General features: G+C 65.6%; 12 protein-coding genes and 1 pseudogene. 10 read left to right on the top strand and 3 right to left on the bottom strand.

Annotated features, from left to right (window positions below; all coding sequences use genetic code 11):
- Positions 1-408: pseudogene (locus tag QWJ38_RS15890) on the bottom strand (heme utilization protein); the annotation flags it as partial.
- 498 nt (positions 409-906) lie between these two features.
- Positions 907-1,578: a GntR family transcriptional regulator gene (locus QWJ38_RS15885; protein WP_290360082.1), complete on the bottom strand. Its 672-nt coding sequence runs from the start codon at positions 1,576-1,578 to the stop codon at positions 907-909.
- Positions 1,579-1,661: 83 nt separating this feature from the next.
- Between QWJ38_RS15885 and scpA the strand changes: the two genes are divergently transcribed.
- From scpA to QWJ38_RS15855, 6 genes are read left to right on the top strand one after another with little or no spacing between them, the layout of a single operon-like run.
- On the top strand, positions 1,662-3,821 hold the full coding sequence (gene scpA, locus QWJ38_RS15880; RefSeq protein ID WP_290360081.1) for a methylmalonyl-CoA mutase: 2,160 nt from the start codon (positions 1,662-1,664) through the stop codon (positions 3,819-3,821).
- On the top strand, positions 3,818-4,249 hold the full coding sequence (locus QWJ38_RS15875; protein WP_290360080.1) for a GNAT family N-acetyltransferase: 432 nt from the start codon (positions 3,818-3,820) through the stop codon (positions 4,247-4,249). The genes scpA and QWJ38_RS15875 overlap by 4 nt, the downstream gene beginning before the upstream one ends.
- Positions 4,246-5,259, top strand: a complete 1,014-nt coding sequence (gene meaB / locus QWJ38_RS15870) for a methylmalonyl Co-A mutase-associated GTPase MeaB (RefSeq protein WP_290360079.1) — start codon at positions 4,246-4,248, stop codon at positions 5,257-5,259. Before QWJ38_RS15875 ends, meaB begins: the two co-directional genes overlap by 4 nt.
- A complete protein-coding gene (locus QWJ38_RS15865) occupies positions 5,252-6,784 on the top strand; it encodes an acyl-CoA carboxylase subunit beta (protein ID WP_290360078.1) in 1,533 nt (510 codons plus the stop codon). The genes meaB and QWJ38_RS15865 overlap by 8 nt, the downstream gene beginning before the upstream one ends.
- 21 nt (positions 6,785-6,805) lie before the next feature.
- On the top strand, positions 6,806-8,863 hold the full coding sequence (accC, locus tag QWJ38_RS15860) for an acetyl-CoA carboxylase biotin carboxylase subunit (RefSeq protein ID WP_290360077.1): 2,058 nt from the start codon (positions 6,806-6,808) through the stop codon (positions 8,861-8,863).
- Positions 8,860-9,321 (top strand): VOC family protein, encoded by a 462-nt coding sequence (locus QWJ38_RS15855; protein ID WP_290360076.1) that lies wholly within the window; start codon positions 8,860-8,862, stop codon positions 9,319-9,321. The genes accC and QWJ38_RS15855 overlap by 4 nt, the downstream gene beginning before the upstream one ends.
- 63 nt (positions 9,322-9,384) lie before the next feature.
- Here QWJ38_RS15855 and QWJ38_RS15850 read toward each other — a convergent pair whose 3' ends face one another.
- Positions 9,385-10,038, bottom strand: a complete 654-nt coding sequence (locus QWJ38_RS15850; protein ID WP_290360075.1) for a PEP-CTERM sorting domain-containing protein — start codon at positions 10,036-10,038, stop codon at positions 9,385-9,387.
- A gap of 292 nt (positions 10,039-10,330) precedes the next feature.
- Between QWJ38_RS15850 and QWJ38_RS15845 the strand changes: the two genes are divergently transcribed.
- The 4 genes from QWJ38_RS15845 to leuB are packed head-to-tail and all read left to right on the top strand — an operon-like array spanning position 10,331 to position 14,427.
- Positions 10,331-11,230 carry a LysR family transcriptional regulator gene (locus tag QWJ38_RS15845; RefSeq protein ID WP_290360074.1) on the top strand — a complete coding sequence of 300 codons (900 nt, stop codon included), beginning with the start codon at positions 10,331-10,333 and terminating at the stop codon, positions 11,228-11,230.
- Positions 11,227-12,645 carry a 3-isopropylmalate dehydratase large subunit gene (gene leuC / locus QWJ38_RS15840; protein WP_290360073.1) on the top strand — a complete coding sequence of 473 codons (1,419 nt, stop codon included), beginning with the start codon at positions 11,227-11,229 and terminating at the stop codon, positions 12,643-12,645. Before QWJ38_RS15845 ends, leuC begins: the two co-directional genes overlap by 4 nt.
- Before the next feature lie 2 nt (positions 12,646-12,647).
- Positions 12,648-13,298 (top strand): 3-isopropylmalate dehydratase small subunit, encoded by a 651-nt coding sequence (gene leuD, locus QWJ38_RS15835; protein WP_290360072.1) that lies wholly within the window; start codon positions 12,648-12,650, stop codon positions 13,296-13,298.
- A 25-nt stretch (positions 13,299-13,323) separates the two neighbouring features.
- On the top strand, positions 13,324-14,427 hold the full coding sequence (gene leuB / locus QWJ38_RS15830; RefSeq protein WP_290360071.1) for a 3-isopropylmalate dehydrogenase: 1,104 nt from the start codon (positions 13,324-13,326) through the stop codon (positions 14,425-14,427).
- Positions 14,428-14,452: the final 25 nt, after the last annotated feature.

Here is a 14,452-nt window from a genome sequence, read left to right as displayed (position 1 = left end):
GATGGCCGCGATCTGGGCCGAGCTGAGCTGAGCGATCTGGGTGCTGGTCAGCGCGTTGAGGTCGTCGCTGCCCAGGCTGCGGATCTGGGCCGAGCTGAGCGCCTTGATCTGGTCGGTGCTGAGGTTGCCGATCTGTACAGAGTTCAAGGCGCCCAGGTCTTCGGACGTCATGATGCGGATGGCTGCCGTGCTAAGTGCGCGCAAATCGTCGCTCTGAATCGCTGCAATGTTGGCGGTCGTGAAGAGCGAAACGGCGCTGGTGTTCAGTGATGCGAACTGCGCCGTCGTCAGCGCCTGAAACTGTTCCGTGGTGAAGGCGGCCCAGTCATCGCTGGTCAGTCGCGACAACGTACTGGTCGACAGAGCCGCAACTTGGCTGGTGGTCAGGTTCGTGATCAGGGATGCCATCTGGAACTCCGTTGGCTTATGGGCATAGGCGCCCATAGGCGCGGGTGACTCGGGAAACCGGGCCCACCAGGGCTCGGCGAAGGTTTTCTTGCTGACGGGGCGCTCGCTCGGTCATGAACGGACCGCCATGGGTCGGATTTCGGTCGCCTGAAGACGAACTTGAGCGCAAGCGGCTTCCGCCCGGCTTGTCAGCGGAGCGGTAATGCGGACGGATCCCGGGCGCAATAACTCATTCATGGGGTTGCACTGTAGGGGTCGCAGCCAATTTGTAAGCAGACATAAACCAGCAATACGAGCTTCAGTTCACGCTTTCAGTGCCGACAGGCGCGAGCGTCGGCGGCGATACAACAGCCGCGAATGGCCGAAAAACCAGGGGATGTCGTCTAAGTGACAACCCTTGATATGTGCCGGAGCTGGCACAGCTTTTTGGCGCTGGCAATAGTTCACGCGCCGGGCGCCGAACCCGGCGGTGTGCGCGAAGCGGATAGCCCGGCCGGCTCAGCCGGCCGAGGGGGCGGCGGCCGGTTCGGGCGGCATGGCGGCCGCCAGGCCGTTCTCGAAATGCTCGCGCAGCAGCGCCGCGCTGGCGGCAGCGTCGCGCCGGAGCAGCGCCGCCAGCAGCGCGCGGTGTTCCTGCAGCGACTCCTGCAGCCGGCCCTGCTTGAACAGCGAGTGGTGGCGGTTGAGCTTCATCACGCGGCGCAGGTCGGTAATCATCTGCTGGCGCCAGCGGTTGCCCTCGATCTCGAGCAGGCGCATATGGAACTGCTCGTTGGCGGCGAAGAAGGCGTCGTGCTGGCCGACCTCGCGCTCCAGCGCCTCGTGCAGCCGGGCGAGTTCCTGCAACTGGGCCTCGCTGGCGCGCGAGGCGACCTGGGCGGCGGCGTCACTTTCCAGCAGGGCCAGCAGTTGATAGGCTTCGCGGACGTCGCGTTCCGACATCTCGGTGACATAGGCGCCGCGCCTGACCTTCATCGTGACCAGGCCCTCGGCGGCCAGCACCTTCAGCGCCTCGCGCAAGGGCGTGCGGCTGATGCCCAGCTCCGCGCAGAGCTTGAGCTCGTCGATCCAGCTGCCCGGCTCGAGCTCGCGGCCGAAGATCTGCTGGCGCAGGCGTTCGGCCACTTCTTCATAAAGCGCGCGGGGGGCAAGGCTGGGCAGGGCGGTCATGCGCCTAGTGTAATGGATTAGGAATTTATAATTATGAATAATTGATGGGCTATGATGCGAGGGTTCACAGGAGTTGATTCACCATGTCCGATTCGTCCAAAGAGTTCCCGCAAGCCACGCTCGATCAATGGCTGAAGGCCGCCGCCAAGTCGGCGCCCGGCGGCGATGTGGCGGCGCTGAACTGGGTGACGCCCGAGGGCCTGACCGTCAAGCCGCTGTACACGGCGGCCGACACGGCGGACCTGCCGCATGCCGACACCTTGCCCGGTTTCGAGCCCTTTCTGCGCGGCCCGCAGGCGACGATGTATGCGGTGCGGCCCTGGACGATCCGCCAGTACGCCGGCTTCTCGACGGCCGAGGAAAGCAATGCCTTCTATCGCAAGGCGCTGGCCGCCGGCGGGCAGGGCGTGTCGGTCGCCTTTGACCTGGCCACGCACCGCGGCTACGACAGCGACCATCCGCGCGTGACCGGCGACGTCGGCAAGGCCGGCGTGGCGATCGACTCGGTCGAGGACATGAAGATCCTGTTCGACGGCATCCCGCTGGACAAGGTCTCGGTGTCGATGACGATGAACGGCGCGGTGCTGCCGGTGCTGGCCGGCTATGTGGTCGCCGCCGAGGAGCAGGGCGTGCCGCAGGACAAGCTCTCGGGGACCATCCAGAACGACATCCTCAAGGAGTTCATGGTCCGCAACACCTATATCTACCCGCCCGAGCCGTCGATGAAGATCATCGGCGACATCATCGAGTACACGGCCAAGAACATGCCGAAGTTCAACTCGATCTCGATCTCGGGCTATCACATGCAGGAGGCCGGCGCGAACCAGGCGCTGGAACTGGCCTTCACCCTGGCCGACGGCAAGGAGTATGTGAAGACGGCGCTGGCCAAGGGCCTCAATGTGGACGAGTTCGCCGGCCGCCTGTCCTTTTTCTGGGCCGTGGGCATGAACTTCTATCTGGAGATCGCCAAGATGCGGGCCGCGCGCCTGCTCTGGTGCCGGATCATGAAGGGCTTCGACGCCAAGAACCCGAAGAGCCTGATGCTGCGCACGCACAGCCAGACCTCGGGCTGGTCGCTGACCGAGCAGGACCCGTACAACAACGTCGTGCGCACGACGATCGAGGCGATGGCGGCCGTCTTCGGCGGCACGCAGTCGCTGCACACCAACTCGCTGGACGAGGCGATCGCGCTGCCGACCGAGTTCAGCGCCCGCATCGCCCGCAACACCCAGCTGATCATCCAGGAAGAGACCCACATCACCAATGTCGTCGACCCCTGGGCCGGCAGCTACATGATGGAGAAGCTGACCCAGGACATGGCCGACAAGGCCTGGTCCATCATCGAGGAGGTCGAGGCCATGGGCGGAATGACCAAGGCCGTCGACTCGGGCTGGGCCAAGCTGAAGATCGAGGCCAGCGCGGCCGAGAAGCAGGCCCGCATCGACTCGGGCAAGGACGTGATCGTCGGCGTCAACAAGTACAAGCTGGACAAGCAGGACGCGATCGAGATCCTCGACGTCGACAACGTCAAGGTGCGGGACGGCCAGATTGCCCGCCTGAAGACGATCAAGAGCAAGCGCGACGCGGCGGCCGTGCAGGCGGCGCTGGCCGCGCTGACCGCCGCGGCGAAGAGCGGCGACGGCAATCTGCTAGACCTGAGCATCAAGGCGATCCGCCTGCGCGCCACCGTCGGCGAGGTGTCCGATGCGCTGGAGGCCGTCTACGGCCGCCACCGCGCCGACACGCAGAAGGTCACCGGCGTCTACGCCGCGGCCTACGACTCGGCCGAGGGCTGGGCCAAGCTGCAGGAGGAGATCAAGGGCTTTGCCGAAGACCAGGGCCGCCGCCCGCGCGTGATGATCGCCAAGCTGGGCCAGGACGGCCATGACCGCGGCGCCAAGGTCGTCGCCACTGCCTATGCCGACCTCGGCTTCGACGTGGACATGGGCCCGCTGTTCCAGACGCCCGAGGAGTGCGCGCGCCAGGCGATCGAGAACGACGTGCACGCGGTCGGCGTCTCGACCCTGGCCGCCGGCCACAAGACCCTGGTGCCGGCCATCATCGAGGCGCTGAAGGCCCAAGGCGCCGACGACATCATCGTCTTCGTCGGAGGCGTGATCCCGGCGCAGGACTACGAGATGCTGTACGAATCGGGCGTCAAGGGCATCTACGGCCCCGGCACGCCGATTCCGGCCAGCGCCAAGGACGTGCTGGAGCAGATCCGCAAGGCGGTGGCTGCGTGAGGGTTCTGAGCTTCGCGCCCGTGGTGGCCGAAGACTTCGACGCGCTGTTCGCATTGCGCATGGCCGCGATGCAGGAAAGCCTGACCCGTTTGGGCCTGGGCGACGGGCAGCGCAGCCTGGCCCGTTTCACCGGCCAGTTCGAGCCCGCGTGGATGCAATGGATCTTGCTGGACGGCAAGCGCATCGGCTTCACCAAGCTGAAGCCGGTCGATGACCACCTGCACATCGACCACCTGTTCATCCGGCCGGGCGCCCAGGGCGGCGGCGTTGGCGCATGGGTGCTGGAGCAGGCCAAGTCCCACGGCAAAGACCTGACCCTCAGCGCGCTGAAGCTCAGCGACTCGAACCGCTTCTACCTGCGCCACGGCTTTGAGCCGGTCGGCGAGGGCGAGTTCGAGATCGAATACCGATGGAAGGCCGCCGCATGAGCCTGGCTGCCGCGCTGCTCGGTGGCCCCGGTCCGGTCCAGCGCCGGGCGATCGCCAAGGCGATCACGCTGCTCGAATCGACCCGCACCGACCATCGCCAGCAGGCCGATGCGCTGCTGACCGAGTTGCTGCCGCACACCGGCCGGGCGCTGCGCCTGGGTATCTCGGGCGTGCCGGGCGTGGGCAAGAGCACCTTTATCGAGGCGCTGGGCCTGTTCCTGATCGACCAAGGTCTGCGCGTCGCCGTGCTGGCTGTCGACCCCTCGTCCAGCGTGTCCGGTGGTTCCATCCTCGGCGACAAGACGCGGATGGAGCGGCTCTCGATGGACGAGCGGGCCTATATCCGCCCCAGCCCCAGCAGCGGCACCCTGGGCGGCGTGGCCGAGAAGACGCGCGAGGCGATGCTGATTTGCGAGGCGGCCGGCTTCGATGTCGTCATCGTCGAGACGGTCGGTGTTGGCCAGAGCGAGACGGCCGTGGCCGGTATGACGGACATGTACTGCCTCTTGCAGCTGCCCAATGCCGGCGACGATCTGCAGGCGATCAAGAAGGGCGTGATGGAACTGGCCGATCTGGTCGTCATCAACAAGGCGGATATCGACGCCGCGGCCGCGACGCGGGCGCAGGCGCAGATCGCATCCTCACTGCGCCTGTTCGGCCAGCTGGGCCATCCGGACCATGCGCACCATGACCGCACGATCTGGCACCCGCGCGCGATGCAGCTGAGTGCCCTGAAGGCCGACGGCATCGACAGCTTCTGGGCCGCCGTCAGCGAATACCGCGACTTGCAGACCGCCAATGGCCGGCTGGCCGCCAAGCGCCAGGCCCAGGCCCAGGCCTGGATGTGGGAGCGCATCCAGGCCGGCCTGCGCCAGCGCTTCGCCGAGGCGCCGGCCGTGCGCGCGGTGCTTGCGGAGACGACTGCACAAGTATTGAATGGCACGCTGGCCGCCTCGACGGCCGCGCGCCGGCTCTTAGCGAAATTTTCTGGAGAAAATGACCATGCATGACATCCAACAAATGCTCGAAGAGAAGCGTGCCAAGGCGCGGCTCGGTGGCGGCGAAAAGCGCATCGCCGCCCAGCACGGCAAGGGCAAGCTGACGGCGCGCGAACGGCTCGAGCTGCTGTTCGACGAGGGCACCTTCGAGGAATGGGATATGTTCGTCGAGCACCGCTGCGTCGACTTCGGCATGGCCGAAAACAAGATCCCCGGCGACGGCGTCGTGACCGGCTACGGCATGATCAACGGCCGCCTGGCTTTCTCCTTCAGCCAGGACTTCACCGTCTTCGGCGGCGCCTTGAGCGAATCGCATGCCGAGAAGATCTGCAAGGTGATGGACCAGGCGATGAAGGTCGGCGCGCCGGTGATCGGCCTCAACGACTCGGGCGGTGCTCGCATCCAGGAGGGCGTGGCCTCGCTCGGCGGCTATGCCGACGTGTTCCAGAAGAACGTGCTGGCCTCGGGCGTGATCCCGCAGATCAGCATGATCATGGGCCCCTGCGCCGGCGGTGCCGTCTATTCGCCGGCGATGACCGACTTCATCTTCATGGTGAAGGACAGCTCCTACATGTTCGTCACCGGTCCCGAGGTCGTGAAGACGGTGACGCACGAGGAGGTGACGGCCGAGGAGCTCGGCGGCGCATCCACCCACAACACCAAGAGCGGCGTTGCCGATCTGGCCTTCGACAACGACGTCGAGGCGATCCTGATGCTGCGCCGCTTCTTCAACTACCTGCCGCTGAACAACCGCGAGAAGGCGCCGGCCCGCCCCAGTGGCGACCCGGGCAGCCGGCTCGACCTGTCGCTGGACACTTTGGTGCCGGACAACCCGAACAAGCCCTATGACATGAAGGAGCTGATCCTGAAGACGGTCGACGATGGCGACTTCTTCGAGCTGCAGCCCGAGTACGCGAAGAACATCATCACCGGCTTCGCCCGCATGGAAGGCCAGACGGTCGGCATCGTCGCCAACCAGCCGCTGGTGCTGGCCGGCTGCCTGGACATCAAGAGCTCGATCAAGGCGGCGCGCTTCGTGCGCTTCTGCGACGCCTTCAACATCCCGGTGATCACCTTTGTCGACGTGCCGGGCTTCATGCCCGGCACCAGCCAGGAGTACGGCGGCATCATCAAGCATGGCGCCAAGCTGCTCTACGCCTATGCCGAGTGCACGGTGCCGAAGGTGACGGTGATCACCCGCAAGGCCTATGGCGGCGCCTACGACGTGATGGCCTCCAAGCACCTGCGCGGCGACGTCAACTTTGCCTGGCCGAATGCCGAGATCGCCGTGATGGGCGCCAAGGGCGCCGTCGAGATCATCTTCCGCGAGGACAAGGGCGACCCGGAGAAGCTGGCGGCCAAGGAGGCCGAGTACAAGGCCCGCTTCGCCAACCCCTTCGTCGCCGGCGCGCGCGGCTTCATCGACGACGTGATCCAGCCGCACGAGACGCGCAAGCGCATCTGCCGCTCGCTCGTGATGCTCAAAGACAAGAAGCTCGAGAACCCGTGGCGCAAGCACGGCAACATCCCTCTGTAATCAGGCGCTAGGAGAAAAACGATGTTTACGAAGATCCTGATTGCAAACCGGGGCGAGATCGCCTGCCGCGTCATCAAGACGGCCCAGAAGCTGGGCATCAAGACCGTGGCCGTCTATTCCGAGGCCGACAAGGACGCCCGCCATGTCGAACTGGCCGACGAGGCCGTGCTGCTCGGCCCGGCGCCCTCGCGTGAGAGCTATCTCGTTGCCGACAAGATCATCGCGGCCGCCAAGCAGACCGGCGCCCAGGCCATCCATCCGGGCTATGGCTTCTTGAGTGAGAACGAGGACTTCGCGCGCCGGGTCGAGGAGGAGGGCATTGCCTTCATCGGCCCCAAGCATTACTCGATCGCCGCGATGGGCGACAAGATCGCCTCGAAGAAGCTGGCCAACGAGGCCAAGGTCAACACCATCCCCGGCCACAACGAGCCCATCCTGTCGGCCGACGAGGCCGTCGGCATCGCGCAGAAGATCGGCTACCCGGTGATGATCAAGGCCAGCGCCGGCGGCGGCGGCAAGGGCCTGCGCGTGGCCTTCAACGACAAGGAGTGCTTCGAGGGCTTCACCAGCTGCCGCAATGAGGCGCGCAACAGCTTCGGCGACGACCGCGTCTTCATGGAGAAGTTTGTCGAGGAGCCGCGCCATATCGAGATCCAGGTGCTCGGCGACTCGCAGGGCAACGTCGTCTATCTGTGGGAGCGCGAGTGCTCGATCCAGCGCCGGCATCAGAAGGTGATCGAGGAAGCGCCTTCGCCTTTTATTTCCGAGGCGACGCGCAAGGCGATGGGCGAGCAGGCCGTGGCCCTGGCCAAGGCGGTCAAGTACCAGAGCGCCGGCACGGTCGAGTTCGTCGTCGGCAAGGACGAGAGCTTCTACTTCCTTGAGATGAACACCCGGCTGCAGGTCGAGCACCCGGTGACCGAATGCATCACCGGCCTGGATCTGGTCGAGCAGATGATCAAGGTCGCAGCCGGCGAGGCGCTTTCCTTCAAGCAGGAAGACATCAAGCGCGAGGGCTGGGCCATCGAGTGCCGGATCAATGCCGAGGACCCGTTCCGCAATTTCCTGCCCTCGACCGGCCGCCTGGTGCGGTACCAGCCGCCCGAGACGACGATGGAGCAGGCCGCACCCGAGCGCTTCGGCGTGCGCGTCGACACCGGCGTCTACGAAGGTGGCGAGATCCCGATGTTCTACGACTCGATGATCGCCAAGCTGATCGTGCATGGCCGCGACCGCAAGGAAGCTATTCGCATGATGCGCGAGGCGCTGAACGGCTTCGTGATCCGCGGCATCTCGAGCAACATCCCCTTCCAGTCGGCACTGCTGGCGCACCCGGACTTTGCCTCGGGCAAGTTCAACACCGGCTTCATTGCGCAGAACTACGCCGGCGGCTTCCTGGCTGAGGACGTGCCGCACGACGACCCGCTGTTCCTGGTCGCGCTGGCCGGCTTCATCCGCCGCAAGGCACGCGAGCGCGAGGCCGGCATCAGCGGCCAGCTGCCCGGCCATGAAGTCAAGATCGAGCACGACTATGTCGCCGTCGTCAACGAGGGCCATGGCGAGTTCGAGCGCCATCCGCTGCACATCTACGAATTCAGCGGCAGCCAGGGCGAGGCGCTGATCGATGTCGTCGACGGCACCGAGAAGTGGAGCTACCGCATCGTCAGCCAGTCGCGGCTGAACGACACCCGCATCAGCGGCACGGTCAACGGCCGGCCCTTCACCGCCCAAGCCGAGCGCGGTACGGCCAAGAACCCGCTGGCCTACCGCATCCAGCACAACGGCCGGGCGCTCGAGGTGACCGTGATGTCGCCGCGTGCCGCCGAGCTGCATCAGCTGATGCCCTACAAGGCGCCGCCGGACACCAGCAAGTTCCTCTTGTCGCCGATGCCGGGCCTCCTGGTCCACATCGCCGCCCAGCCGGGCCAGACCGTGCAGGCCGGCGAGCGCCTGGCCGTGATCGAGGCGATGAAGATGGAGAACATCCTGGTCGCCGAGCGTGACGTCAAGGTCGCCGAGGTGCTGGCGAAAACGGGCGAGAGCCTGTCGGTCGACCAACCGATTCTGAGGTTTGAATGAGCAAGCCCTACAAGATCCTCGGCATCCAGCAGATCGCGATCGGCGGCCCGGACAAGGCCGCCCTGCGCAAGCTCTGGGTCGACGTGCTGGGCCTGACGGTCACCGGCAACTTCGTCTCCGAGCGCGAGAATGTCGACGAGGACATCTGCGCGATCGGTGAAGGTCCGCACAAGGTCGAGGTCGACCTGATGCAGCCGCTGGATCCGGAGAAGAAGCCGGCCGTGCACGCGACGCCGCTGAACCATGTGGGCCTCTGGGTCGACGACCTACCCAAGGCGGTCGAGTGGATGACGGCGAACGGCGTGCGCTTCGCGCCGGGCGGCATCCGCAAGGGCGCGGCCGGGTTTGACATCTGCTTCATCCATCCGAAGAGCAGCGACGAGTTCCCGATCGCCGGGGAGGGCGTGCTGATCGAGCTGGTGCAGGCGCCGCCGGAGGTAGTGGCGGCGCTGGGCTGAGACACTCTTTATCAAAAGAAAGCGGCCGCTGCGAAGCGGCCGTTTTCATTGGGGGGCTGAGTCTCAGCGCTTGGAACGGCGGCGGCTGATGCCAAAGGCGGTCAGCGCCAGGCCAACCAGGGCCAGCGAGGCGGGCTCCGGCACGGCGGCGGCAGCCGGGCTGGTTTGGTCGCCATTCGCGTCCGCCACCAACTGGATCGTGAAGTTCTGGGTCAGCGTTTCGCCCCGCTCAATGAAGGACAGCGGGTCCATCTTGATGATGAAACTGCCGGCACTGCCGAACGCGACGGTGACGTCATTCCACACGATCTTCAGATCGATCGCGCCGTCATTGACCTGGCCCGCGAAAGCCGTGCCGGTGGCCGAAACCTCCTGCGTGCCGGTCAGCGGGTTGACGAACTTGAACGTGGCCTTCACGCCCAGGCCGTCCAACTCGGCCTCATCGATCGACTTTTCGTTGAGGGTCACCAGGCCGAACGCGAAGGGGGACGAGAGGCCGCCCGGCGCCAGGTTGAAATGCTGGGCGGTGTTCGAGACGGCGAAAAGAACGTCGAGCAGCGTACCGCCCATGCCGTTCGCGTTTTCGGTTTCCTGACCGTAGCCGCCACCCGGCGTGAAGGACAGCGGCGTCACATCAAAGGTCACGGTCGAGGCTTGTGCGGCAGCCATCGCGCCGACCAGGCCGAGCATGGCGGCCAGTTTAGTGATCATCTTCATCGGGATTCCCCCTCCAGTTTGTATTGCCCCCTCCACTTGAGCAGAATCCGTGCCACTAGGCGGTGGTTCATTGAAAATCAATGACTTATTGAGCTGTTGATCTCCCTAAGGTTTGGGGGTGTAAAGAAAGTCGACGGCTTGCGTCCAGATGCATGCTTCGCAAATAGAGAAGCGTTCTTTTGAATTTGGCGTTTGCTGTCTTGGATTGCGAACGTTACAGTAGCGACTCGCCGCTTGGAGTCGGCGAGCCGCCGCCTCTGCAACCGCCCCCAAGTTCTCGATCGCTGCTCCGATGCGCCTGGACCTCACCACCCTGAATCTCGTGCTGGCGATCGAGCAGACCCGCTCGATCACCCGTGGGGCGGCGCGCGAGCATCTGGCGCTGGCGGCTGCCAGCAAGCGGGTGTCCGATCTGGAGGCGCGGCTGGGCGTGCAGCTGTTCGAGCGTCGCGCGCGCGGCGTCGAACCGACCGAGGCCTGCCGGGCGCTGGTGCGTCATATCCGCTCGCTGCATGCGTCTTTGCATGCATTGGAGAGCGAGGTGGTCGAATTCGCCCGCGGCATCAAGGGCCATCTGCGCATCGCCGCCAATGCCGGTGCGATCGCCGAATGCCTGCCGGTCGACCTGGCCGCCTTCAGCCACAATCATCCGCAGATCCGCATCAGCCTTGAGGACCTGACCAGCGCCGACGTGCAGGCGGCCGTTGCCGATGGCCGGGCCGATGTCGGCGTGTTCACGCCGCCGCTGCTGGACAACCGGCTGCAGCACTGGGTCTACGCGAAGAGCCGGCTGGCGGTGCTGGTGGAGAAGGACCATGCCTTGGCCGGTCGTGCCAAGGTGACGTTCTCCGACCTGCTCGACTACGACCTGATCGGCCTGCATGCCGGCGCCTCGGCGCAGGAGCTGATGCGCGAGCAGGCGCTGGCGCGCGGCCGCACGCTCAATGCGCGGCTGCAGGTGCGCGGCTTCGATGCGATCGCACAGCTGGTCGAGGCGGGCCTGGGCGTTGCCGTGCTGCCGGCCGGGCCGGCCGAACGTTTCTCGCGCGTGTTCGCGGTCCAACTGCTCGAGCTCGATGAAGCCTGGGCCGCGCGCGACTATTGTCTGGGGGTGCTGCGCCAGGAGCGCCTGCCCACCGTGGTGCAGCGCTTTGTCGATGCACTCTGTCCTGAGGAAAGTAAAAAGCCATGAGTTCAGTCTTTCGAACGCTTTACGACAAGCTCTGGGACGAGCATGTCGTCCACACCGAGGACGACGGCACGACCGTGCTCTATATCGACCGCCATCTGGTCCACGAGGTCACCAGCCCCCAGGCCTTCGAAGGCCTCGATCTGGCGCAGCGCAAGGTCTGGCGCCTGTCGGCCAATCTGGCCGTCAGCGACCACAATGTGCCGACCACCGACCGCAGCCAGGGCATCGCCGATCCGGTGTCGCGCTTGCAGGTCGACACCTTGGACAAGAACTGCGACCGCGCCGGCATCACGCAGTTCAAGATGAACGACAAGCGCCAGGGCATCGTCCACGTGATCGGCCCGGAGCAGGGCGCGACCCTGCCGGGCATGACCGTCGTCTGCGGCGACAGCCACACCTCGACGCACGGCGCCTTTGGTGCGCTGGCCCATGGCATCGGCACGTCGGAGGTCGAGCATGTGCTGGCGACGCAGACGCTCTTGGCCAAGAAGGCCAAGAACATGCTGATCAAGGTCGAGGGGCAGGTGATGCCCGGCGTCGGCGCCAAGGACATCGTGCTGGCCATCATCGGCAAGATCGGCACGGCCGGCGGGACCGGCTACACGATCGAGTTCGGCGGCTCGGCCATCCGCGCGCTGTCGATGGAAGGGCGGATGACCGTCTGCAATATGGCGATCGAGGCAGGCGCGCGCGCGGGCCTGATCGCCGTCGACGAGACGACCATCAACTATGTGAAGGGGCGGCCGTTCACGCCGAGCGGCGTCGAATGGGAGCAGGCCGTGCAGTACTGGCGCACGCTGCATTCGGATGCCGGTGCGCAGTTCGACGCGGTGGTGGAGCTCGACGCCGCACAGATCCGCCCGCAGGTGACCTGGGGCACTTCACCCGAGATGGTGCTGTCGATCGAGGATCGCGTGCCCGATCCGGACAAGGAGAAGGATGCGGTCAAGCGCGGCGCGATCGAGCGCGCGCTGCAATACATGGCGCTGGAGCCGAACAAGGCGATCAACGACATCCGCATCGACAAGGTCTTCATCGGCTCCTGCACCAACAGCCGCATCGAGGACATGCGCGAGGCGGCTGCCGTCGTGCGCCGCATCGGCGGCAAGATCGCCGGCAACGTCAAGCTGGCCCTGGTCGTGCCGGGCTCGGGGCTGGTCAAGCAGCAGGCCGAGGCCGAAGGCTTGGACCAGGTCTTCAAGGCGGCCGGCTTCGAGTGGCGCGAGCCGGGCTGCTCGATGTGCCTGGCGATGAATGCCGACCGGCTCGAGCCGGGCGAACGCTGCGCCTCCACCAGCAACCGCAATTTCGAAGGGCGGCAGGGGGCGGGAGGACGCACCCATCTGGTCAGCCCGGCCATGGCCGCCGCGGCCGCGATGCAAGGCCATTTCGTCGACGTTCGCAGGATTTCCTAAGCATGGACAAGTTCACCATCCACAAAGGGCTGGTCGCGCCGATGGATCGCGACAACGTCGACACCGACGCGATCATCCCCAAGCAGTTCCTGAAGTCGATCAAGCGCAGCGGCTTCGGCCCCAATCTGTTCGACGAGTGGCGCTATCTGGATCCGGGCGAGCCCGGCCAGGACCCGGCCTCGCGCAAGCCGAATCCGGATTTCGTACTGAACCAGCCGCGCTACCAGGGCGCCTCGGTGCTGATCGCGCGCAGCAACTTCGGCTGCGGCTCCAGCCGCGAGCACGCGCCCTGGGCGCTGCAGCAATACGGCTTTCGCGCGCTGATCGCGCCGAGCTTCGCCGACATCTTCTTCAACAACTGCTTCAAGAACGGCCTGCTGCCCATCGTGCTGCCGGAGTCCCAGGTCGCGAAGTTGTTCGACGAGGTCGCTGCCTTCCCGGGCTATCAGCTGACGGTGGACCTGGAGCGCCAGGTCGTCGTCAAGCCCGACGGCGCCGAGCTGCCCTTCGAGGTCCAGGCCTTCCGCAAGTACTGCCTGCTGAACGGCTTCGACGACATCGGTCTGACCTTGCGTCATGCGGACAAGATCAAGGCTTACGAGGCCGAACGGATCGCCACCAAGCCCTGGCTGGACAAGCGCCTGCTGGGCTGAGCCGAAAGATAAAGAAAGAGAAATCATGAAAATCGCAATCCTGCCCGGCGACGGCATCGGCACCGAGATCGTCGCCGAGGCGGTCAAGGTGCTGAAGCTGCTGGACCTGCCCTTGGAGATGGAGACGGCGCCGGTCGGCGGCGCCGCCTATGAGACCGCCGGCCATCCGCTGCCCGAGGCTACCCTGCAGCTGGCCAAGGACGCCGATGCGGTGCTGTTCGGCGCCGTCGGCGACTGGAAGTACGACAAGCTCGAGCGGGCGCTGCGTCCCGAGCAGGCGATCCTGGGGCTGCGGAAAGCTCTGGGCCTGTTCGCCAACCTCCGCCCGGCGATCTGCTACGAGCAACTGACCCATGCCTCCAGCCTGAAGCCCGAGCTGGTGGCGGGACTGGACATCCTGATCATCCGCGAGCTGACCGGCGACATCTATTTCGGCCAGCCGCGCGGCCGCCGCACGGCCGTCGACGGCCATTTCCCCGGCGCCGAGGAGGCCTTCGACACGATGCGCTATTCGCGCCCGGAGATCGAGCGCATCGCCCATGTCGCCTTCCAGGCCGCCCGCAAGCGCAACAAGAAGGTGACCTCGGTCGACAAGGCGAACGTGCTGGAGACCTTCCAGTTCTGGAAGGACGTCGTCACCGAAGTCCATGCGCAGTACCCGGACGTCGAGCTCGAGCATATGTACGTGGACAACGCGGCGATGCAGCTGGTGAAGGCACCGAAGAAGTTCGACGTCGTCGTCACCGGCAATATGTTCGGCGACATCCTGTCGGACGAGGCTGCGATGCTGACCGGCTCGATCGGCATGCTGCCCTCGGCCTCGTTGGACAAGAACAACAAGGGCCTGTACGAACCCAGCCACGGCAGCGCGCCGGACATTGCCGGCAAGGGAATCGCCAATCCTCTGGCTACAATCCTGTCAGCTGCCATGATGCTCAAGTTCTCCCTCAACCAGCCCGAAGCCGCCGCCCGTATCGAGGCCGCGGTGCAGTCCGTGCTGGCCCTGGGTCTGCGTACCGCGGACATCTGGAGCGAGGGCACCCAGAAGGTGGGCACGCGCGAGATGGGTGATGCGGTCGCTTCTGCGCTGAAGTCGGCCATCACCACGACCAAAACCATTAAGGGCTAGTTCAGCTCCGGTTCGTCTCGCCCCT

The sequence above is a fragment of the Roseateles violae genome, assembly GCF_030410485.1.
Classification (GTDB): domain Bacteria; phylum Pseudomonadota; class Gammaproteobacteria; order Burkholderiales; family Burkholderiaceae_C; genus Roseateles_D; species Roseateles_D violae.
The sequence above is the reverse complement of the archived record's forward strand: the minus strand, read 5'-3'. Positions and strand labels throughout refer to the sequence as shown.